The 19,420-nt window shown below is 39.6% G+C and carries 24 protein-coding genes; 1 reads left to right on the top strand and 23 read right to left on the bottom strand.

Features of this window, described 5'->3' with window-relative positions; all coding sequences use genetic code 11:
* The 3 genes from ND812_RS10850 to ND812_RS10840 form a co-directional block, all read right to left on the bottom strand.
* Entirely contained in the window at positions 1-915 is a 915-nt protein-coding gene (locus ND812_RS10850) for a general secretion pathway protein GspC (protein WP_265375462.1), read from the bottom strand.
* A 29-nt stretch (positions 916-944) separates the two neighbouring features.
* The gene (locus ND812_RS10845) at positions 945-1,865 is read right to left on the bottom strand and encodes a LysM peptidoglycan-binding domain-containing M23 family metallopeptidase (RefSeq protein WP_265375461.1); all 921 of its coding nucleotides are present in this window, start codon (positions 1,863-1,865) and stop codon (positions 945-947) included.
* A 96-nt stretch (positions 1,866-1,961) separates the two neighbouring features.
* On the bottom strand, positions 1,962-2,354 hold the full coding sequence (locus ND812_RS10840) for a type II secretion system-associated lipoprotein (protein ID WP_265375460.1): 393 nt from the start codon (positions 2,352-2,354) through the stop codon (positions 1,962-1,964).
* A 38-nt stretch (positions 2,355-2,392) separates the two neighbouring features.
* On the opposite strand from ND812_RS10840, the gene ND812_RS10835 reads away from it, so the two are divergent.
* Positions 2,393-3,895: an ATP-binding protein gene (locus ND812_RS10835; RefSeq protein WP_265375459.1), complete on the top strand. Its 1,503-nt coding sequence runs from the start codon at positions 2,393-2,395 to the stop codon at positions 3,893-3,895.
* Here the strand turns inward: ND812_RS10835 and ND812_RS10830 are convergent, their stop codons facing one another.
* The 20 genes from ND812_RS10830 to hprK all read right to left on the bottom strand — a co-directional run bounded on the left by ND812_RS10830 (position 3,896) and on the right by hprK (position 19,417).
* A complete protein-coding gene (locus ND812_RS10830; protein ID WP_265375458.1) occupies positions 3,896-4,096 on the bottom strand; it encodes a hypothetical protein in 201 nt (66 codons plus the stop codon).
* A gap of 102 nt (positions 4,097-4,198) precedes the next feature.
* The gene (locus ND812_RS10825) at positions 4,199-4,543 is read right to left on the bottom strand and encodes a YraN family protein (protein WP_265375457.1); all 345 of its coding nucleotides are present in this window, start codon (positions 4,541-4,543) and stop codon (positions 4,199-4,201) included.
* A 23-nt stretch (positions 4,544-4,566) separates the two neighbouring features.
* Entirely contained in the window at positions 4,567-5,754 is a 1,188-nt protein-coding gene (locus ND812_RS10820; RefSeq protein ID WP_265375456.1) for an HD-GYP domain-containing protein, read from the bottom strand.
* Between the two features lie 34 nt (positions 5,755-5,788).
* The gene (locus ND812_RS10815) at positions 5,789-6,049 is read right to left on the bottom strand and encodes an EscU/YscU/HrcU family type III secretion system export apparatus switch protein (protein ID WP_265375455.1); all 261 of its coding nucleotides are present in this window, start codon (positions 6,047-6,049) and stop codon (positions 5,789-5,791) included.
* Positions 6,046-6,720 (bottom strand): hypothetical protein, encoded by a 675-nt coding sequence (locus tag ND812_RS10810; protein WP_265375454.1) that lies wholly within the window; start codon positions 6,718-6,720, stop codon positions 6,046-6,048. Before ND812_RS10810 ends, ND812_RS10815 begins: the two co-directional genes overlap by 4 nt.
* Positions 6,695-7,336 carry a ribonuclease HII gene (locus ND812_RS10805; protein WP_407658540.1) on the bottom strand — a complete coding sequence of 214 codons (642 nt, stop codon included), beginning with the start codon at positions 7,334-7,336 and terminating at the stop codon, positions 6,695-6,697. Before ND812_RS10805 ends, ND812_RS10810 begins: the two co-directional genes overlap by 26 nt.
* A gap of 116 nt (positions 7,337-7,452) precedes the next feature.
* Entirely contained in the window at positions 7,453-7,884 is a 432-nt protein-coding gene (gene rplS, locus ND812_RS10800; RefSeq protein ID WP_100728732.1) for a 50S ribosomal protein L19, read from the bottom strand.
* Between the two features lie 8 nt (positions 7,885-7,892).
* Positions 7,893-8,546: a tRNA (guanosine(37)-N1)-methyltransferase TrmD gene (gene trmD / locus ND812_RS10795; protein WP_265375453.1), complete on the bottom strand. Its 654-nt coding sequence runs from the start codon at positions 8,544-8,546 to the stop codon at positions 7,893-7,895.
* Positions 8,536-9,072: a ribosome maturation factor RimM gene (gene rimM, locus ND812_RS10790; protein WP_265375452.1), complete on the bottom strand. Its 537-nt coding sequence runs from the start codon at positions 9,070-9,072 to the stop codon at positions 8,536-8,538. Before rimM ends, trmD begins: the two co-directional genes overlap by 11 nt.
* Complete coding sequence (locus ND812_RS10785; RefSeq protein WP_012388646.1) at positions 9,062-9,292, bottom strand: KH domain-containing protein; 231 nt, start codon at positions 9,290-9,292, stop codon at positions 9,062-9,064. Before ND812_RS10785 ends, rimM begins: the two co-directional genes overlap by 11 nt.
* A gap of 7 nt (positions 9,293-9,299) precedes the next feature.
* Positions 9,300-9,557, bottom strand: coding sequence for a 30S ribosomal protein S16 (gene rpsP / locus ND812_RS10780; RefSeq protein ID WP_100717122.1), 258 nt, complete (start codon positions 9,555-9,557; stop codon positions 9,300-9,302).
* Positions 9,558-9,604: 47 nt separating this feature from the next.
* Positions 9,605-10,267 carry a ribulose-phosphate 3-epimerase gene (gene rpe / locus ND812_RS10775; protein WP_265375451.1) on the bottom strand — a complete coding sequence of 221 codons (663 nt, stop codon included), beginning with the start codon at positions 10,265-10,267 and terminating at the stop codon, positions 9,605-9,607.
* 1 nt (position 10,268) lies between these two features.
* Positions 10,269-11,288: a PASTA domain-containing protein gene (locus ND812_RS10770; RefSeq protein WP_265357973.1), complete on the bottom strand. Its 1,020-nt coding sequence runs from the start codon at positions 11,286-11,288 to the stop codon at positions 10,269-10,271.
* Positions 11,285-12,253 carry a methionyl-tRNA formyltransferase gene (gene fmt, locus ND812_RS10765; protein ID WP_265375450.1) on the bottom strand — a complete coding sequence of 323 codons (969 nt, stop codon included), beginning with the start codon at positions 12,251-12,253 and terminating at the stop codon, positions 11,285-11,287. The genes ND812_RS10770 and fmt overlap by 4 nt, the downstream gene beginning before the upstream one ends.
* A 9-nt stretch (positions 12,254-12,262) precedes the next feature.
* Entirely contained in the window at positions 12,263-14,215 is a 1,953-nt protein-coding gene (gene priA, locus ND812_RS10760; RefSeq protein WP_265375449.1) for a replication restart helicase PriA, read from the bottom strand.
* A 1-nt stretch (position 14,216) separates the two neighbouring features.
* Positions 14,217-15,035, bottom strand: a complete 819-nt coding sequence (locus tag ND812_RS10755; protein WP_265375448.1) for a hypothetical protein — start codon at positions 15,033-15,035, stop codon at positions 14,217-14,219.
* Between the two features lies 1 nt (position 15,036).
* Complete coding sequence (locus tag ND812_RS10750; protein WP_265375447.1) at positions 15,037-16,386, bottom strand: sigma-54-dependent transcriptional regulator; 1,350 nt, start codon at positions 16,384-16,386, stop codon at positions 15,037-15,039.
* On the bottom strand, positions 16,386-18,209 hold the full coding sequence (locus ND812_RS10745) for an LIC_11548 family sensor histidine kinase (protein ID WP_265375446.1): 1,824 nt from the start codon (positions 18,207-18,209) through the stop codon (positions 16,386-16,388). Before ND812_RS10745 ends, ND812_RS10750 begins: the two co-directional genes overlap by 1 nt.
* On the bottom strand, positions 18,199-18,474 hold the full coding sequence (locus tag ND812_RS10740; protein ID WP_265375445.1) for an HPr family phosphocarrier protein: 276 nt from the start codon (positions 18,472-18,474) through the stop codon (positions 18,199-18,201). Before ND812_RS10740 ends, ND812_RS10745 begins: the two co-directional genes overlap by 11 nt.
* The gene (gene hprK / locus ND812_RS10735; RefSeq protein ID WP_108959059.1) at positions 18,449-19,417 is read right to left on the bottom strand and encodes an HPr(Ser) kinase/phosphatase; all 969 of its coding nucleotides are present in this window, start codon (positions 19,415-19,417) and stop codon (positions 18,449-18,451) included. The genes ND812_RS10740 and hprK overlap by 26 nt, the downstream gene beginning before the upstream one ends.
* Between the last annotated feature and the right edge of the window lie 3 nt (positions 19,418-19,420).

Below are 19,420 nucleotides of genomic sequence, written 5' to 3'. Positions count from 1 at the left end.
TTAATTCCGAATGATAAATTCATATGTGATAATTTTGCCTTGTCGTTCTAAATCCACTGTAATTTTCGGAGCCTGTTTGATTGAACCCCAAATTTCCAACATTTTCTCTGTTTCGTTGAGTGGCATTCCATTAACTCGTTTGATGATATCACCACCACGCGCGCCAAGTGAATAAAAGACATGGTCTTTTGCCACCTGATAGATTTTGTAACCCTCGATCTTTCCGTCTACCAAATGAGGGCCAAACCTTGCATTTTTGTAAATAGTGTTTGGGTCCTTTAACTTACGATTGACATCTTCTCTGGATAGAACTTTTTGAATGGTTTGGCTCGAAGGTCCCAAATTGGTGACGGCCGCTGCATCTTTTGGTCGGATTCTCTCTTTGGCTTGCGCTGGTGTTTCCCCAATATTGACACGAAGGCTGAGCCCCCCTTTTTTTAGCACCACATAGTGTTGTTCAATGGTTTGGACTTTGTAACCTCCAACCATTTCGCCTACACCATATTCTTCCGAATCGTTGTTTTGTTTTTCCCGAATGGTGACCCGTGCAAAGGACCAGTGGCCAGACAAAGTGCCTGTGACAAGCATCTGGTCATCATCGCCATTGTCTTGGGCGATTTCAGGATCAAGAGGACTTCCGTCCGCACCCCGTTTTGTGGCATCGTTCGGATCGAATACTTGTCCACGGATGAGATTCCCAGTGACTATATCTTCATAAGTACTAACAGCAAGGATGACTTCTTGTCTAGTTTGTTTGGGGCGGACTTGGCTTCCCACATTCATTCCAGTTTCTGTGGAAAATAAAAGAAGAAGGACGAGTTTTAATAAATACGCAAGGGAAAACGAAAATAACAAAACCACCGGAATCAATGTTAAAAACTGACTCGATTGGATTCTTTGAAGGATTAAATTCATGCTCCCCACAAATCGGAGAAAAACTCCGATTACATTCCGGCTACTTCAGATTTGGGAAGTTTTGTAACATGTTTTTCGGTCATGCCAAGAGCTGATTCAGGATTCATAATTTTCCCGTTTCGGAACACTTCAAAATGCAAATGTGCACCAGTTGCAGTTCCTGTCCTTCCGACAAGTGCTACCACTCGGCCCATCTTCACCGTTTCCCCAACCTCAACTAAAATCTGAGAACAATGGGCGTAAACTGTTTTATACCCATTTTTGTGTTGGATGGTAACGGAATTTCCATACCCACCGTTTCGGCCCGTAAATACAACTTCACCATCGGCAGCAGAAAGGACAGGTGCCCCCACTTTCGCAGCTAGGTCAAGACCTGAGTGGTACACACGGTTGTATTTGTTAAACGGATCCACACGACGCCCAAAACGAGATGTAACTCGGCTTTGCGGCACAGGTAAAATGAAAATCTTTTTTAAAACAACTCTGGAAGAAGAAGCATTTTTGACTTGGACAGGCACTTCTAGTACTTGCCCTACTTTTAGTTGGTCACTAGTAAGGGAATTTGCTTTTTTCAGCTTCGCGACATCGATGGAAAAGGAACGCGCAATTTTTGAGAGATTGTCCTTTTTTTGGACTGTGTATTTTTTCACAACAATCCCAGATTCATGAACCACCGTGTTACTGACAACAGGGGAAACATCAATGTATTTCGGAAGGTCAAGAGAAGCTAGTTCCACTTCTTCTTCTTCCGATGTTTGGTTCACACCGACTGTGAATAATTTGTGAACTTCGGATTCTTGGGATTGGTTACTAAAAAGTCGAAATACCGTTCCATCCCCAGACGGGAGGCTTTCATTGATTTCTTGGTGGATTTTTTGGAATGGATTGGCAGAAAGACCAGTCCCCACTACCAAAAACAAAACGAATGATGCCAACCGAAGAAACTTCACAGTTATCCTATCGGGAACTAAACCGAAGATTCTTGAACAAGAAAGAAAGAAAGCTGGAAAATCAAAATAATCGAACAATGAGAGCATCCCAAACCTTTATTTCTTTGTTTTTTTGGCGTTTTGTTCTACGAGTGTGAATTTTTGGTTCACCCACTCTTCCACGTCCGCCAAGTCATACTCTCTTTTTTTTACATCATCATTGATGATATAATCTGCTAGTTTTCCCACCGAAGACTCACGTGACTCTTGGATTGGGTAGACCTTCAGTTTTAAAAGAGAGGGAGTTGATTCGATGTAGATCTTAACGAGGGTTCCTTTTTTCCAAACTTCTGTTTGGGAAAATTTGATCTCATCACGCAGTGCGTATGTTTTTCCATCATAGAATTCATTGATCTCCCTTAACTTTTCTTTTTTGATTAGTCGTTGTGAACACTGGCTGAACACAAGGACAAGAACGAGGGGAAATACACGAATGATACTACAAACCAAAGCAAACTCTCAGGAAAAGTCACCATGATGCCTTATTTATGAAAAGTCTTTTTTATTTTTTGGACCAAAAGCGATTCATTCTACCTCATTTTCATGTGGGCCCCAAACGAGCAGAAGTTGGAAGTTTGTTATACGAATGGAATGGAACAAGAGAGATCCAAGTAGAAGTTGGGATTAGGAGGGGTTTCCCCCATTTTCAAATCTTGGGCAATGTCACACAAGAGACAAAGGAGGCCAGAGACCGCATCCGTTTGGCTATAGAAGCCTCTTCCTTTGAATTTCCTATCGAAACTATCATCATCAATGTGAAACCCACTCACATCCAAAAGAAGAAGATCTCCCTAGATTTGGCAGTGGCGGTTGGAATCTTACAAGCAACAGGGCAAATCCCGATTGCAAATCCAGATATCCTCTATTTGGGAAACTTGGGCCTCGATGGTAGCCTTGTGGGTGGGAAAGAACTCCTACCTTTTCTTTGGCAAAGGGAAAAAGAAGAGAATAAAATCCTCTGTGTTCCGACGAACTTACGACTATTTCCTTTACCTGAAGGTGAGTATTATTTCCTTTCCCATTTACAGGAATTAAGATCAATAGGGCAACAAACACCCGAAAAACGAAACCAATCTTTGGAAACAAATGAAACTCTACTTTGGGAGGAAGTTCACTTAAATCCTTATCAGATGAAAGTGTTCCAGGGATTGTTATATGGCATACTAGGTAACCACCATAGCGTTTTACTCGGAAGTCCTGGTATTGGCAAAACCATGTTACACAGGTTACTCGAACCTCTTCTGCCTCCACGTTTACCATCTCTTTCCAAGAACACAGGAAGTTGGACAACAAAAGGTGACTTTGAGATCCCCACTAACAAACCTCCCTTTCGTTCGCCCCATCATTCTGCCACTGAAGTGGGTTTGATTGGTGGTGGCCTTCCTTACCATCCTGGCGAAATTACAAAAGCAGAAGGAGGGATTTTGTTTCTAGATGAAGCACTCGAATTTAAGGATCGAATCTTAGAAAGTTTACGGATGCCATTGGAAGATTCATATTTAGAAATTACTAGGATGAATGAAGTGACAAAAATCAAAACAGATTTCACTCTCCTACTCTCTTCGAATCCATGTCCTTGTGGAAATTACCAAAGCCAAAACCACTGCCATTGTTCCTTACAAAAAATTCGTTTGTACCTTCAAAAAATTAGTGGAGCATTTATCGATCGTATCACCATATTCCAAACACTCTTTGAAACATCAGATGAACGTAATATACGATTGGAAGAAATTCGATTAAAACAAATCGTAAAAGAAAGACTTATTTTTCGAAGGGAAAAAACAATTCCTTCCGAAGAACCTCTCTCTATATTGAAATTATTGGAATTGGGTAAAGATACAAAACATTTATCCTTACGAAAGAAAAAACAAATTGTTTCTCTCGCAAGGACGATTGCAGATTGGAACCTCTCCCCTAGAACAAAGGAAGTACATATTCAAGAGGCTTTGGATTATACTTTGGGATACCAGTGGATTTATAGCCTAGGTTGATTATTTGGAAATAAAATGTGATATTTCCATAGCAATCTTATTGATTGCATAATCCATATAGGCAGGATCATCGATTTTTTTCTTATAGGTATCAAATTTTTTTTGGATGGTAGATGCCATTCCCCTTTTGCGAAGGAGTACTGGATCTGGTCCAAATTCATCGGATTCTGCTAAATTCCCAAATACACTAAATTGACTCATGTGGTTACTTCCTTGTAACAATCAAACTCTCATCCTTGAGAGCGTTTCCCTTGTGGGATACAAAACCAATCGGTTCGGTACAAAATTCCCTTGATGAAGTATTTAGAAGATTGACGAATAAAAACGCACTTCCTTTTTTTCGGTGATATGGAGCAAATTAAAGCTAGGTGTTAGGTGGCAAAAGGCAGGAATTTCCTGTAATAAATGGAAATATACCTTCCGCATTCGATCACGTTTTGTCACATGGAGGCATTCTTTAGGATGAAAGCCATTTTTTTCATTCCAAGTTTTGACTTCCGAACAGTGAAGGATTTCGTTCTTTAGACTAATTATGTCAATTTCACCAATCCGTTTTCGGTAATTTTGGAATAAAATTGTATGGCCAATAGACTGTAAATAAGCCGCTGCAAACACTTCTCCCTGTTTGCCAATGGAAACTTTTTGCAAAGAAAAAACCGTATCTCCAATCTCTAATAAATTTGGGAGAATGGAATGGCTTGTTGGATGTACAAATTTAAATCTTTCATTAAATCTACAAATTCCAGATGTTTTAATCGTTTCCCATCTGCATCTTTTGTAACACGGATAACAGGCCTTAGTGGTTTGTCTTTATTGGATTCAATCACCATACCCATTCTGAGGTCAGAAAGTACAACTCCGGACCCCACTGGGAACATAGAAAGTTTATTTAAAAAGAGCCTTACCATTTTTAAATCAAAACGGTTCACGTTTTCACTGATCATGATTTTCATCGCTTCGTACGGAAGGATGGCAGCTCTGTAGGGCCTTGGGTGGATCATAGCCGAAAACTGATCGGCAATCATAAATACTTTTGTAAGTTCTTCAATTTGGTTGGCAAGGATTCGTTGTGGGTATCCTGATCCATCGACTGCTTCATGGTGTTGCAGAGCAACAATCGCAAGTGAGTTTTTTAATTTTAACCTTTGGGTAAGGATTTGATAACCAGTCACCGGGTGGCGTTTGATGGTCTTTAAATCCAGTTCCGTAAGATTGCCTTTTTTTTCAGAAACTTCTTCAGGGACAGTGACCATTCCGATGTCAGCAAAAAGAGAAGCAAGGGCCAAATCAATGAGTTTGGGTCTTGAGAACTCTAAGAAGTTTCCTAACATCACAGAAAAAAATGTCGCATAACAAATATGAGTGTAAAGGTAATACCCTGAGTGGGAATGGGACAAAAGTAAAATGGGAATCTGTGCGTTAGTTTTTGTATGATCAGCAATTCGTTCCGCGATTTCTCTGAACTCTCTGATTTCCGTATAACGACCCTCAGATGCTGATTTATATGTTTTTTGAACTAAGTCAAAACAATCTTTGAATACTGCATTAAATTCAACTTTGGATGAATTGGCCTTTTCCAAAAGGTATTTATACCGAGTGGAGTTTTCATCATCTTGGTAAAACGGAAGGTTGGTATCAAAATAACCAGGCCCACTGGTAGCAGAGGATTTGTCATTTTGATCCGTGGTGACTTTTTCTCCATCAGTCAGGATAAACGTGATTCCAAATTGCACGAGGCGGTCTAAGTCTTGTTGTGTGATGGGTTGGTCAGCTCCAACAAATACAGTGTCCTTATCCAGGTAAAGAGACTTGGTAAACTTAGAACCAGCTTCTAAGTCACGTATGGAGATTTTCCGCATAATTGCGTAAATCTTAGTAGGAAGCGTAGAAACATCAATTGTTTTTCTTTTCTCTTTCTAAAACCAGGATTCGAAAGACCGCTGCTACCACTTCATACAATTCTCTTGGAATTTCTTTCCCATTGGGGAGATGTTCGAGTGTACTCACCATCACTTCATCCCTCACAATGAAGACACCTGCCTCTTCTGCAATCCGAACTAAGTGATTTGCCAAATTCCCTTCTGCTTTTGCGACAACTTTTGGTGCCATCTGTTCTTTGGGGTTGTAGGCAAGTGCTACCATTCTCTTTTTCATCTATAATCCCCGTTATAGGAAGATTGGTTCCATTCCTCAAAATTGATACTTCCAATTTGAGGGAAGTCCCGTATTAAATCCTGTAACGTCTGTTTGAGGTCTCGTGAAACCGACTGAGTTTCATCCTTTTCCATTCCATGACTCACAAACTCGATGTTCACGGGATTTTGGTTTTCTTGTTCATAGTAAAAAAGAATCCCCAATGGACCAAACCCCTCTGCCTTCCAAAACACATAGAGTGTGCATCCTTTTTCATTTGGTTCCACGACCATCTCTAGGTTCTCTTTTTTTTCACGTTTATGAACGGATAGAAAATCTGTTCCCTTCGATTCTCCGAGGAAAAAATTCCAAATGCCTTTTAAGGAAGTGGGTTCACTGGTCCGAGAGTCATTTCCACTATATTTCGTAAAAGATTCCCAACGAGATAATTCCTTGGCCTTGCCATTTGTATAATGATGGGAAACAGTAAGTTTCTCTTTTGGTAAGGGTTTTTCATTTCCAAGAATCTTCCCAAGGGCATGATTCCTTGTCTGATTTTGGATTTGGTTGTTTGGTTTTTTGGCCAAACTTCGGTTTGTCTCTAATTCTTGTGAGACCTGTTTTCCTACCGAACGTAGGAGTTGGGTAAGGGCATTTCTAGAAACATCAAGTGGGGAAAAGAGAGGGCTCACTCCCTTCCCTTCGGAGAAAATCACAAAAACTCAACCGATGGATGGGAGAAATTCCAAGTTTCCGAAGTGCGTCCCTGTGTTCTTCCGTACCATACCCTTTGTGTTTGGCAAAGCCATACCCAGGGTATTTCCGATCCATCTGTTCCATGTACTCATCTCGGAAGGTTTTCGCAAGGATTGATGCCGCAGAAATCGATGGAACCAAATCATCTCCCTTAGGAATTGATAAATACCCTGCGATGGGGTTCGAGATTTTGAGTTTGTAGTTTCCATCCAAAAAAAGGAATGGTTTCTTTTCGTCAGTCGAAACTGAATCGAAACCTTCCTTTTGTGAATTAGGAATTAGATTCCCAATTTGTTTGGTTCGTCCCATCGCGGTCGAACCTTTTGGCAATGCACGGTTTATCCCGTAAAAGATGGCTTGGTTGATATTGAACTTGTCGATGTATTTTGCGCTAACAAAGGATACATGCCAAAACTGGACATGTTTTAAAATTTCCTTCCGCAGTTCGAGGCGTTTGGGTTCGGGTATTTTTTTGGAATCTCTTAGGCCTTTTAAAATTTCGCCGGATTGGATTCTTTGCAAGGAAAGTGAATCAAAGGAAACACAACCAATGGAAACAGGTCCAGCAAGTGTGCCACGTCCCGCTTCATCAAAGGAAAAGCTGCTACAATCAGGGATTTGGAATTCAGGAAAAAACGGCCGTTTGATGGCCGTTAGATCGAAAGAAATTATGCGCTAGGTGCTTCCGCTGTGGCTGCTTTCGCTGCCTTAGAAGCTTCGTCCTGTCTCTTTTTGTCTTTGGCAACAATTGCTTGTCCGCCTTTTCTTTCTTTGATACGTCCTGCTTTTCCTTTTTTATCACGGAGATAAAAGAGTTTTGCACGACGAACAGATCCTTTCCGAACGAGTTCAATTTTTGCAATTCTTGGGCTATGGAGTGGGAAAATTCGTTCCACTCCGATATCGTAAGAAACACGTCTTACAGTGAAAGTTTTGCTTTGCGATTTGTTCGCAATGGAGATCACAACACCTTCGTAAACCTGAACACGTTCTTTTCCAGATTCAACGATTTTGTAGTGAACTTTTACAGTATCACCAATTTCGAAATTAAGTTCGTTCTTTGCTTCGCCTGCGAGTGCTGTTTCTAGAATCTGATTCATGGCTTCCTCTAAGAATGATTTCTTGTTTTGCGGTTTTTTTGCCGCCATTTCCGGATCTCTTCATGATGTCCACCGAGGAGCACGTCAGGAACAGTCCAACCCATAAAATCATAGGGTTTTGTATACTGGGGGTATTCTAATTCTTCCGTTTCGTTGTGTGATTCTTCGAGAAGGCTTTCTTCCTTCCCCAAAAACCCCGGTACAAACCGAGACAGGCAATCTGCCACAACGAGAGCAGCTAAATCCCCCGATGAAATAACATAGTTTCCAATGGCCACTTCCCTGTCAATTAAATGCTCCGTGACACGATGGTCGACACCTTCATAATACCCCGAAATCAAGGTAAAGGTATCAGAAGAATCAAATATTTCACGAGCCAGGGTTTGGTTAAAAAGTTCCCCTGATGGGCTTAGCAAAATGACCTTCCCTTTTTTCTCACCCAAAGATTCGAGGGCACGGTAAATGGGCCCCACCTGTAATAACATGCCTGGCCCACCACCGTAAATAGTATCATCTACCTTCTGGTGTTTGTTGTCGGCAAAGTCTCGCAAGTGAACGGTATTGATTTCCACAACCCCTTGTTTGACTGCTTTACCAGGGATTCCTGTATCAAAATAAGATGTGATCTTTTCAGGGAAAAGGGTGATGAAATTAAAGCGCAATCCACTGCTCCCATTCGATCATCTCAAGTGTTTTTGTTTCTAAATTCCAATCACCCACAAATCGATTGAGAAAGGGAACTAGAATGGTTTCCCCTTCGCCTGAGATGGGTTTACATTCTAAAATTGGATGAGCTGGGTTATCAATGACGTCAGTGACTTTGTAACCAAGTGGTGTTTTGGTTTCTTTGGAAATGGTTTCTAGACCAATTAAGTCCTCTGTATAAATTTCCCCATCGTTTGGTTTCGGAAGGTCTTCCTTTTTCCAAAGCAAGGAAAATCCACGATACTTCACAACTGTCTCGGGTGTGTCATAGCCTTTGATCTTTACGAGATAATGATTTCCATTTGGTTTGATCGATTCAATTTCAATCGTTGTGGTTTTGCCAAGTGGATCTTGGACAGTGCAGGTGGTAGGAGCTTTCAGGGAACTCAGTGTTTCCCCTTCTGTGAAAACTTTGATGGACCCTTTGATTCCATGTGAGGATCCAAAGACCCCCACTTTCACTAAACTTGGTTTAGTCGACAATTTCTAAAGTATAGTTTTTGCCTTGTTTGGTTCCCGCGGCTTGTAACACCGTACGAAGAGATTTTGCAATCCTTCCGTTTTTTCCGATCACCTTCCCGAGGTCTTTTGGAGCCACCCGAAGTTCGATCACAGTTTCTTCCTCTCCGGGTACTTGGTTGACCGCTACCTGGTCTGGTTGGTCAACGAGAGATGTAACGATATAACGAACTAAGGAATCCATGTACAGACTAACCTTTGAATTTTGACCAAACGTCGTCTTTTTTCAAAAGAGCGAGTACAGTCTCAGTTGGTTGTGCGCCTTTTTTTAACCAAGAAAGAGTTTTTTCTTCGTTGAAAGTAGCCTTTTTAACAGCAGAAGCAGTTGGGTGAAAGTGTCCGATCGCTTCGATGAATTTTCCATCTCGTGGAGCGCGAATGTCTGCTGCAACAATGCGATAGTGCGGGTCTGCTTTTGTTCCCGTTCTTTGTAATCTTAATTTAACCAAGGAAAAATACCCCTTTTCTAGCGAGTTTTTTAAATAGGGACGTTCTGTCAAGAGCGAGTTCTGGCACTTGCAGCAAGTTCCTTTAATTTTTTACCTTGAGCGTTAGGATCACCCGTTTTGTAGAGCCCAGAGCCCACGACAGTGATGTCCACACCCAGTTTTGCGAGTTCTTCCATATTGGATTCGTTCACTCCCCCATCCACTTCCAATTCGATATTGTATGGTTTTGTGAGTTTGCGAACAGCGGCGATTTTTTCAAAACCCGATTTCACGAAAGATTGCCCATAAAAACCAGGGTCCACTGTCATGAGTAACACAAGGTCTAGATAGGGCAAAATTTGTGAGATGGATTCAGGAGGGGTTTGTGGGTTTAAAGAAACACCTACCTTGATCCCTGCTTTTCGGATCTCTTCCGCAAGTCTTACCGAGAAATTTGTCGTTTCAATATGGAATGTAATACAATAAGGTTTGAGTTCAAAGTATTTTGGAACATGGAGTTCTGGGTTACTCACCATGAGGTGAACGTCCAGTGGGATGTCTGTGTGTGATTTGACTTCTTTTGTGAAAGCTTCCCCAAAGGAAATTTGTGGTACAAAATTCCCATCCATCACATCAATATGGATAAGATCAATATTCTCCTGTTGGTATGTAGGAAGTTCCTGCGACAGACCAGTGAGTTTTGCAGCAAGAATGGATGCAGATATTTTCATCTTAGTATTTTCCTTTTAATTTCCAAACTTTGGCAACACCCGTTTCTTTTCCCAAAAGAGTGACTTTGGTATTGGCGAAACGATGGACAACCAAACGTACAATTTCATCTTCTTTTAGGCTTTGGCTTGTTAGAATTTCTTTTTCGATTTCTACGTCTTCACCAGGTTTCGTGTAACTTACCTTAGCGGAATAAATATCATCATCATCAATTTCGTATTCTAAAAATTCGTAATCTTGTACTAGCGAGGTAGAAGGTTTTAGATAAAATGCTCCAATTTCGGCACCTGTTGGTTTTAAATCTAAGGAAGAAACAAGTCCATGCCCTTCACGAAACTCAGGTTTTGTGGCCTCTTTGATGCGGTAGGGAATTTTTTTCCTTTGTAAATAATCCACGGCAAAAGGCACAGGAATGCCAACTAACTTGGATTCATCGGAACCATCTTTTAAAGTTTGGTTGGTTTTTTTATCTGGATTCGCTTCCGTCACAAGGAGGTAAATTTTTTCGCCGGAATGGGTTTCTTTTCCTGGTGCAGGGATTTGGTCGATGATAGTATCAGCTGGTTCATCTCCCACGGCAGGAACATAAGTGATCCCACCAATTTGTAAGGGAACGTAAACTTCACCAGATAATACTTTTTCCAATATAGCCTTGGCACGTTTGAGGTCTTGTCCTTTGACATCAGGGATTGTCACTCGGTCAAACCCAATGTTGACAGTAAGGTACAATTTGGACCCAGCCTCCACTTCTTTTCCCGCATCAATGGATTGGCTTAAAATGATCCCATCTGTTTTTTCAGGGATCCGTTCTGATTCCAATCTCACTTTGAGTTGCAAACGTTGGAGTTCGTTATGTACTTCGATGTAGTTTTTCCCTATCACATAAGGCATCATGACCTTTTGTTCTTCTTTGGTACGAACTACAACAACAAGGAAGGCAGCGACAAAAAATACTAAAAGTCCTAAGGAAACAAATAGAACATAACCACTGTAAGGTAAAATTTTAAGAAACTTTTCTTTCACGTAAATGATTCTCCGGCTAAAACCCGTGCCCCATTAAAAAATTCAAAACCTTTCATGGGTTTTTTCCCTTCGGGTTGTAAGGTATCTATACCAAGCAGGTTTCCGTCTCCACAGAGACAGAAAAGCCTTTTTTTCTGGTAGAGAAAAAAGGAACCCGGTTTCGCACCTTCTGGGATCGGGATCTCTTCTGCATTTTTGTCTACCAAGTCAGAGGAGACAAGGATGAGCTTTTTCTCCCGGAATTCAGTGGTTGCGAGTGGGTCCGGGTAAAGTGCTCGGATTTGGTTGTGGATTTCATTTGCCGATTTTGACCAGAGAACTGGCCTATGGTTTGCCGTGATCTTTTGGCAATGTGTGGCTTCCTCTTCCCTTTGTGGGGTTCCAATCAAACGTTCTCCAGTCGATTCTACAGTTTTTAAGAGTTGGATGATCTCTTCCCCCCCTGCTTTTGTGATGGTTTGCAAGAGAGATCCTGTTGTTTCTTCCTTTGAGATCATCCATGACTTTTGGGAAATGATATCCCCTGAATCAACTTCTTTTGCCAGGTATTGGATGGTAAAGCCAGTGACTTCTTCTCCATATAGAAGAGCACTTTGAACGGGAGAGGCACCTCTGTATTTGGGAAGGAGACTTCCATGTAAATTGATACTGCCCCATTTGGGATCCTGAAACACTATGTCAGGAACGATCGAACCATAGGCATAGACCACATGCACGGGAGACTTGTAAGATAGGATTTTTTTTTGCGCTTCCTCATCAGTGCGAAGGCGTACCGATTGGATGACGGGAATCCCACGTTCCTCGGCGAGAGTTTTTACTGGAGTGGGTGTGATGATTTGTTTTCGTCCCACGGGTTTATCCACATTAGTCACTACATAATCGACTTGAATCCCGGCATCAAGGATCATACGTAATAATTCTTTAGAATGTTCCGGAGAACCAAAATACCCAATTGAAAGTTTCATAACGTTTCCTTATACAAGTTCCAAAGGATCTAAGTCATATTCGATATAACATTTAGAATCCACTTTGAAGTTTTGTTTTGTTTCTTTTAATAAAGTACTAAGTGCTAAAATCGATTTACTTTTTAGCAAAATATGATAACGGAAGTTATTATCAATTTTATAAAAAGGACATTGGCTTGGTCCTAACATGATTATGGAATCATCTTTTATCTCTTTGATCAATTCACTATAAAGCACTGATTGTTTGTTTGCTACCTCTTCGTATTTAGAACGAAAAACTAGTCTTGCAAGTCTTGCAAATGGTGGATAAAACAAATCTTTTCTAAATTGTAATTCCCATTCAAAAAAAGCAGGGTAATTTTGTTCCTTTGCCATTTTGAGTACAGGGTGTTCGGGATCGTTCGATTGGATGATGACTTCTCCTGGTTTTTCCCCACGTCCAGCACGACCAGCAACTTGGGAGACAAGAGCATAAGTTCTTTCGCTACTGCGAAAATCAGGGACACCTAACCCATGATTGGCGTTAAGAATCCCAACCAAGGTCACATTCGCATAATCTAAACCTTTTGCAATCATTTGGGTTCCTGTCAAAATATCGAGTTCCCCTTCCCCTAATTTTTCTAATACGGAACGGGTCACATCTTTGTTTTTGGAACTGTCCTGATCGAGACGTTCAATCCTTGCTTGTGGGAATAAAGAAAGTAAATACTCTTCTAATTTCTGTGTCCCAGCACCAAAAAGTTCCAAATCTTCACCCATCATTTGTTTTAAATTGCGAAAACTAGATTTATACCCACATAAATGGCAACGTACTGTTTGGTCGGAATGGTAACATAAGGTTGCTGTACACTTGGGACAATGGACAAATTCTTTTGTGTTAGGTGAAAATATAAACGGATTATAACCACGCCGATTCAGAAGTAAAATGATTTGTTCCTTTTTTTTAAGGCGGTCAGCGATTTTAAATTGTAAATCACCTACGATTAGATTTTTGTCCTCATGTTTTTCCGCCATTTCTACCTGAGGAAGTTTTGCCAATGGATTGGCCCTTTTCTCTAATTTCGAAAAACCAATTTGCCCTGACTTAGCAAGGTAATACAATTCAACACTTGGAGTTGCCGATCCGAGTAAAAGTTTTCCACCAGATTTTTGGATTCGTTGCAATGCAACTTGGCGGGCATGGTAACGAGGGGATCCGTTTTCTTTATAGGAACCATCATGTTCCTCATCCATGATGACAAGCCTTAGGTCAGAAACAGGGGCAAAGATGGCTGATCTTGTACCAATACAAATTCGTTTTTTCCCTTCCTTTAAATCCAAGTAGTTTTGGAATTTTTCGGAGATCCGTAAGTGAGAATGTAAAACAGCCACTTGGCCTGGAAAAATAGTTTCGATCCTAGTTATGGTGGGATAGGTGAGTGAAATTTCAGGCACTAGGAAAATGACTGTCCCTTTTGGTTCTTTTAAAATCTCCAACATCAAATGAAGGTATACTTCTGTTTTTCCACTCCCCGTAATTCCATATAACAAATGTGTGTTGAAAGAATTGTTTTCTTTGATCTCTTGGAATGCTATTGTTTGTGCTTCATTTAATGGATGTAAAAGATCAGATTGGATGATAAATTCTTTTCCTTTTTCAATTTTCCTTTTTTTGCCCTTCGGTACCATTAAAAACAATGCTTCCCCAAGAGAAGAAAGATAATGGTCTGCCATCCAAGTGGCTAATTCTATTTGTTCACTAGTGAGAACAGGTTCTGTGTCAATTTGTTTGAGAATGGTTAAGGTTTCGTAATTTGGTTCATTCTTGTGGAGTTCAATGACAACTCCATCCCATTCTTTTCCATTGAGTGGGACAAGGACTCTCATCCCTGGTTTAAGACCAGTCATCCCAATTGGGACTACATAAGTTAAAGTTTTACTTTCCCAAGATAAATTAAGTGCAATTTCCGCATATTGGATCATTTTATAAATAAGGTTTTAAAATGGATAAGTGGGAGATAAAACTATCTTCCAAGTCTTGTTTTTCTTTACCATACTGAAAAAGATTGGTTTCGGAATCTGCTTTTTTTGCCTTTTCTCCAAGGAAAACAAGAGCTTCTGGAGACCTGGTTGTCAGCAATGGAATTTTCGTTCCACCTAACTCCCATTCTATTACTTTCCCCAATTGTTCCTTTGCTTTGTCCGCACCAAAGAGTAACCTAGCAGAAGATCCTAAGATCACGATTGCTTTGATTCCATATTCCTCCACAGTTTCTTTTACATGAAACTTGCAGTTTTCCAACCGAGTGTTCCAATCAGAATCCTTTGAATCCGTATGAGAAAATGTACAAGCCGGATACTCTTCATAATAAAACTCTTCATACGTAAATCCAAATACTTTTTTAACAATCCCATCCCAACTGATTTCCGTTAGTTTGTCTTTAAAAATCTGATTGGGTCTTGTTTTTGTGAATGGTTTTTCTTTTGCTGTGGTAGCACCAGAATAATGTAACACCAAAATTGGTTTACGTCCTTTGTGTAAAAACTGCCTAACTCCACTTAGTTTTCCTTGGCATAATGTACATGAAAAGTTGATAAGTTCTCTATTTTTCCTTTGGTTTTCCTTCTGTTGTTTTTTCTGAATTTCCAAAGATTCTGGAACCTTTGATTTCCAGGGAAATACAAAATCATTAGGATCTTTTTCATTTTGAAAACGAAACACGGAAACAGATTGGTTTTGAATCAGGAATTTTGTTTCTTTTAAGATATCGGAGAATGTTTCTAAGATCGATTTTTGGTTCATATTATCCCTCTATCAATTGTTCCACAGAAATATTGAGAGATCGTAATTTTCTGTATAAATGTGTTCGTTCGATCCCAAGTGCTTTTGACGTTCGGGTCACATTCCCTTCACAAATTTGTAAGGTTTTGATGATGTATTGGCGCTCAAATTCTTCTTTTGCATGTTTTAAGTCTCCCCTTGCCACCATTTCATTTGCTTTTTTGAATCCGTGTAGTGCTTCTTTTACATCTTTTGCACGGATTGTATCACCTGGAACAAGGATACTCAATCGTTCAATGATGTTGGCAAGTTCCCTGACATTCCCTGGCCAGAAATGGGAGGAAAGAGCGTCGAGACCTTCTCGATCAATGGTTTTAGCGGATAAATTGTTTTTTGAGATCGATTTTCTCAAATAAAATTCCGCGAGCAGAGGAATATCTTGGTTTCTTTCACGTAACGGAGGTAATTCGATTGGAATTACATTGAGTGCATAATACAAATCTTCTCTAAATTTTCCTTCTCGGATTGCTTCCTCTACATTTGAATTAGTAGCAGCAATGATCCGGACATCAACAGGGATGGTTTCCTTACCACCCACTCTTTCCAATTTTTGGTCGAGAATGACTTTTAATACCTTCGATTGTAAAGATAAACTCAAATCACAAACTTCATCCAAAAAGAGCGTGCCATGTTGGGCAAGTTCCCATTTCCCAATTTTTATTTCGTTTTGATCCCCTTGCAAATTCTCTGATCCGAATAACTCCTGTTCAATTGTATCTTCCGGTAAGGAGGCACAATTAAATTCAATGTAAGGTTCATTTTTCCGTTTTGAATTTTGATGGATTGACCTGGCAGTTAATTCCTTTCCCGTACCATTTTCCCCAAAGATAAAAACGCGGGCATTGGTTTCTGCTGCTTGGAAAACAGAAAACTTAACACGAGTGATGGACGGTGAATCACCTAAAATTTGATCTACCTCAAGTTGAAAATCTGGCAGTTCAGAATCCTTTGTTTTTTCAAGTGATGTTTCGATCGTTTGGATCACCTTTTCAATCGACAATGGTTTCTCTAAAAAATCAATTGCACCTTTTTTTGTAGCATTTACGGCAAGTTCAATCGTTCCATGACCGGAAATCATCACTACAGGAAGACTAGGATAAAGTTTTTTACATTCATCTAAAATGACCAAACCGTCTTCCTTTCCAACCCAAACATCCAATAATAACAAGGAAGGTCTCTCTTTTGACAAAGCTTTCATTAATGTTTTGCCATTTGAAAAATCTTCCACAAGATAGTCTTCGTCTTCTAAAATGACTCGTAATGATTTACGAATTTCTTTTTCATCATCTAATATATAAATCAATTTCTGCATTAGGAAAGTTCCAAGGGAAGTTCGATTCGAAACTTACATCCACCTAATTTTGAATTTTCAACTGAAATGTGACCATGGTGGTCAATGATTGTTTTTTGGACAATGGTCAGACCAATTCCAGATCCATGTTTTTCCTTTGTTGAAAAATAAGGTTCAAAAATTTTTTCCCTCCATTCTTCCTTAAGACCAGGACCAGAATCATCAATTTCAACGATGACACTTTTTCTCAGTGCTTTTTTTTGCAGTTTTGACATGACTCGAATTTTTTTACGTTTCGTTTCCAAAATGTCCATCTCTTCTTTTGCATTGTCATGAGACAAAATTGCTTCCACTGCATTTTTAATAAGATTATTGATTACACCAAGAAACAATCGTTTATCGAGGAATAATTCTGGTAAATTTTGTGCTAATTTTAGTTCAAATTCAATATCAGAGGTATCTCGAAAAAGTGCTACTGCTTCTTCTAAGATTGGATTGATGTGTTGGTTGATGAGGACAGGAACAGGCATCCTTGCAAATTCGCTAAACTCCTTCACCAAATGTTCCAGAACACGTACCTGGCCGATGATGGTTTCCGTTGCATCAAAAATCACTGATTCTAAATTTTCTTTTTTTGGATTTTGGAATTTTCGTTGGATCCTTTGTGCCGAAAGTTGGATGGGTGTAAGTGGGTTTTTGATTTCGTGTGCCATCCGTTGTGCTACTTCTTTCCAAGCGGCAATCCTTTGTGTGTGCATGAGCTCATCGGATTTTGCTTTTAAATCACTTACCATTTGATTGAAACTATCAATCAAAATGCCCATTTCTCCTTCTTCTGTTTTTTCTAATCGAACATCAGATTCGCCAAGAGAAACTTTCTTTGTAGCATTTGCCAAATCGATAATGGGTTTGGAAATGCGCCTTGCAAATAAAAAGGAAAATGATATCGCAATTAGAAACATGGAGAATGAAAAACTAGCAATCGTCATGCGAACACTAAACGGAATTTTTTCCTTCCACAAACTCACCTTTTCATAAGTTGAAGTTGCATTAATGATATTTAATACATCTGACTCCATTCCTTTATGGATTCGTTCTGCAATAATGACAGTTCGGTCATTCTCTAAATTAAATTTTGCAACTAAATAGGATTTCTCTGGATCATAATAGCGACTTAAGAAGATTCCAATTTTGTTGGATTCTACAAACTCCAAAGCTGAAAATTGACGAAATAAATTTTTGGATTCAAATTGAATTTTATTTTTTTCACGGTAACCTAAGTAGTATTCATTTTTTTCAATCAGTCCATCTTTGATACCGTTCTGAAAAATCATAAATCCATCCGATTTTTCACGGAGTAAACCCGAACGAAACTTAGAGACTAGTTCCAAAAAGGAATTTTGATTTTCTCTCTCTACCTGGTGGACAAGTAAATTTGCGGAACGTAACGCATTCGATATATCAACTCGATAAAAACCTTCAATGAGCCTTCCGGTTAGGTTAGATGACAGAATAAAAATAGGTAAAGAAGGAACAAGTGCAACAAATAGAAACGCAAGTGTGAGTCGATAGCGGATGGAACTTCGAATTTTACCAGTTTCACGATTTCTGCGATTCCTATAGATATAACTCAATATCAAAGAGAGAATAAAAAACGGAATGAGAATGAAGACGTAAGTATCTAATTTGGAATAAAAAGATATATCTTCTTCTTCCCTGAAGAAAACAAGTTCCGAAAAACCAACGGAGATGGCTAACGTCAAAAAAAAGATAAAAATATCGCGTAAATAATAACGATTTTCGTCAGAAAGAGATGGCAAGAAACGAGAGAATTTACTTGGCATTTGTTTCAAAATTATGAGTTACAAGAGTTTCTAAAGCTTGTAATGCCTCCTCCTCCTTGTTTCCATCTGCTTTTACGGAAAACACAGTTCCTGGTCCTAAAGCAAGCATCATAAGACCCATAATCGATTTCCCATTCACTTCGATGTCATCCTTCATGACAAAAATTTCACAGGGAAAACTGGCAGCTACCTTTACAAATAAAGATGCTGGTCTTGCATGGAGTCCTGTACTATCTTCTCTAATCTTTAATTGGATTTGTTTCAATGGTGCTCTGCTGGATATAGGTATTGAGTTTATTGGAAAATTCTTTTGCGCTATTTTTTCCCATCTTACGTAACCTTTGGTTCATGGCTGCCGTTTCTACGATGATAGGAATATTTCGACCTGGTTTGACTGGGATTTCGATATAAGGAACTGATACGCCAAGTATTTCTTCCATACTCTGTTCAATACCTGTTCTTTCGTAATCTCCAGAAGTTTGTTCTTCCCATTCTTTTAGATTGATAATGAGTTCTATGAGTTTATGATCCCTAACAGATCCAACACCAAACAGATCTTTGATATTAAGAATCCCTAATCCTCTAATTTCCATATGGTGGCGGAGTAAATCAGAACACGATCCAATCAAATAACTTTCACTGAGACGCCTGATCTCAACCATATCATCAGCGACTAAACGGTGGCCTCTTTCAATGAGTTCTAGAGCAGTTTCACTTTTACCTACACCCGAACGACCAGTGAGTAAGGTTCCAATCCCAAACACTTCAATGAGTACACCATGGCGCATAGTTCTTGGTGCGAGGGCACGGTCCAAAATCTGTGAAATCAAAGTAATGAAACGATGAGTGGCAATTTCCGTTTTGAATAAGGGAATTCCTTTTTCTTTGGCTCTTTCCACAAAAGGAATTTGTGGTTCATTCCCATGTGTGTAGATGATACAATTGAGATGAAATTCAAAAAACTTATCAGTGATTTCGTTTAGTTTCTCTTGTGACAAAGAATTGAGATACGCCCATTCTCCTTTGCCTAAAATTTGGATTCTGTCATTGGCAAAAAAATCAAAAAATCCTGTAAGGGAAAGACCAGGTCGATTGATTTCAGCACTATTAATTCGATTCGAAAGTCCAACTTCACCAGTAATCAATACAAGTTGTAAGTCTTCATGGTCTCGAAGAATGGTTTCCACTGTAATTCCTGGAACTGGCATCGT

The organism is Leptospira limi, from assembly GCF_026151395.1.
GTDB classification, from domain to species: Bacteria; Spirochaetota; Leptospiria; order Leptospirales; family Leptospiraceae; genus Leptospira_A; species Leptospira_A limi.
Note: the sequence above shows the minus strand (reverse complement) of the source record. Positions and strands in the feature narration are given on the sequence as shown.

Excerpts from the sequence above, each read along its gene's own strand:
- ND812_RS10850 (WP_265375462.1), bottom strand. The coding sequence starts at position 915 with ATGAATTTAATCCTTCAAAGAATCCAATCGAGTCAGTTTTTAACATTG.
- ND812_RS10835 (WP_265375459.1), top strand. The coding sequence starts at position 2,393 with ATGAAAAGTCTTTTTTATTTTTTGGACCAAAAGCGATTCATTCTACCT.
- ND812_RS10830 (WP_265375458.1), bottom strand. The coding sequence starts at position 4,096 with ATGAGTCAATTTAGTGTATTTGGGAATTTAGCAGAATCCGATGAATTT.
- ND812_RS10820 (WP_265375456.1), bottom strand. The coding sequence starts at position 5,754 with ATGCGGAAAATCTCCATACGTGACTTAGAAGCTGGTTCTAAGTTTACC.
- ND812_RS10815 (WP_265375455.1), bottom strand. The coding sequence starts at position 6,049 with ATGAAAAAGAGAATGGTAGCACTTGCCTACAACCCCAAAGAACAGATG.
- rplS (WP_100728732.1), bottom strand. The coding sequence starts at position 7,884 with ATGAATCAGATTCTAGAAACAGCACTCGCAGGCGAAGCAAAGAACGAA.
- ND812_RS10785 (WP_012388646.1), bottom strand. The coding sequence starts at position 9,292 with ATGGATTCCTTAGTTCGTTATATCGTTACATCTCTCGTTGACCAACCA.
- rpe (WP_265375451.1), bottom strand. The coding sequence starts at position 10,267 with ATGAAAATATCTGCATCCATTCTTGCTGCAAAACTCACTGGTCTGTCG.
- fmt (WP_265375450.1), bottom strand. The coding sequence starts at position 12,253 with ATGAAACTTTCAATTGGGTATTTTGGTTCTCCGGAACATTCTAAAGAA.
- priA (WP_265375449.1), bottom strand. The coding sequence starts at position 14,215 with ATGATCCAATATGCGGAAATTGCACTTAATTTATCTTGGGAAAGTAAA.
- ND812_RS10755 (WP_265375448.1), bottom strand. The coding sequence starts at position 15,035 with ATGAACCAAAAATCGATCTTAGAAACATTCTCCGATATCTTAAAAGAA.
- ND812_RS10750 (WP_265375447.1), bottom strand. The coding sequence starts at position 16,386 with ATGCAGAAATTGATTTATATATTAGATGATGAAAAAGAAATTCGTAAA.
- ND812_RS10745 (WP_265375446.1), bottom strand. The coding sequence starts at position 18,209 with ATGCCAAGTAAATTCTCTCGTTTCTTGCCATCTCTTTCTGACGAAAAT.
- hprK (WP_108959059.1), bottom strand. The coding sequence starts at position 19,417 with ATGCCAGTTCCAGGAATTACAGTGGAAACCATTCTTCGAGACCATGAA.